The organism is Acidiphilium sp. PM (assembly GCF_000219295.1).
GTDB classification, from domain to species: Bacteria; Pseudomonadota; Alphaproteobacteria; order Acetobacterales; family Acetobacteraceae; genus Acidiphilium; species Acidiphilium multivorum.
The window spans coordinates 1-605 of sequence record NZ_AFPR01000414.1 but is presented as its reverse complement, the minus strand read 5'-3'; the positions used below and the strand labels follow the sequence as shown (position 1 = coordinate 605).

The following is a 605-nucleotide window of genomic DNA, read 5'->3' as shown; positions in this document are numbered from 1 at the left end:
TGCTGGGCGCGGTAGGCGGCGTAGAGCGCGATGAAGCGGCGGGCGAGTTCGGGCGTGTCGCGCACGGCGGCGCGGGCCTCGGTGAAGGTGAGGCGACCGGGGCCGAGAGCGGGGTCGAGCGCGGCTTCGAGCAGGTCGCCGGCGCGGCGGACCTCGTCATCGCCGGAGAGTTCGGCGAGGGGAATGCCGAGCAGGTCGCAGAGCGGCGCCGCGAGGCGCGGCGGCACGGGCCGGCGGTCGTTCTCGATCTGGTTCATGTAGCTCGGCGACAGGCCGAGGCGGCGGGCGATGTCGCGCTGCTGCAGGCCGCGCTGCTCGCGGATCTGCCTGATCCTGGCGCCGGCGAAGAGTTTGGGTTCGCGCAAAGGACGGTCCTCGGGCTCGGTCACGCCCCCTGCCCGCCCCGCGCGGCGGCCGCTCGGACGCAGCCTCCGGATCGCTAGCCGCCCCGGCGGGGGCCGTCAAACCGGGCGGCTGCGCTGGATCAATGACCGATCGCCCCGGCGGGTCTATCGCGGCCGGAGCGGAACGGCGGAGGAGCCGGATGAAGGCGCGTGGTGGCGTAACCCTGCTGTGTCTCGTGGTGCTGCTGGCCGGCTGCGCGC

1 protein-coding gene is annotated in these 605 nt (G+C 74.7%); it reads right to left on the bottom strand.

Annotated features, from left to right (window positions below):
* Nucleotides 1-389 (bottom strand): helix-turn-helix domain-containing protein (locus tag APM_RS13125; protein ID WP_138919200.1); only part of this gene is annotated, 389 nt, incomplete at its 3' end.
* Between the last annotated feature and the right edge of the window lie 216 nt (nucleotides 390-605).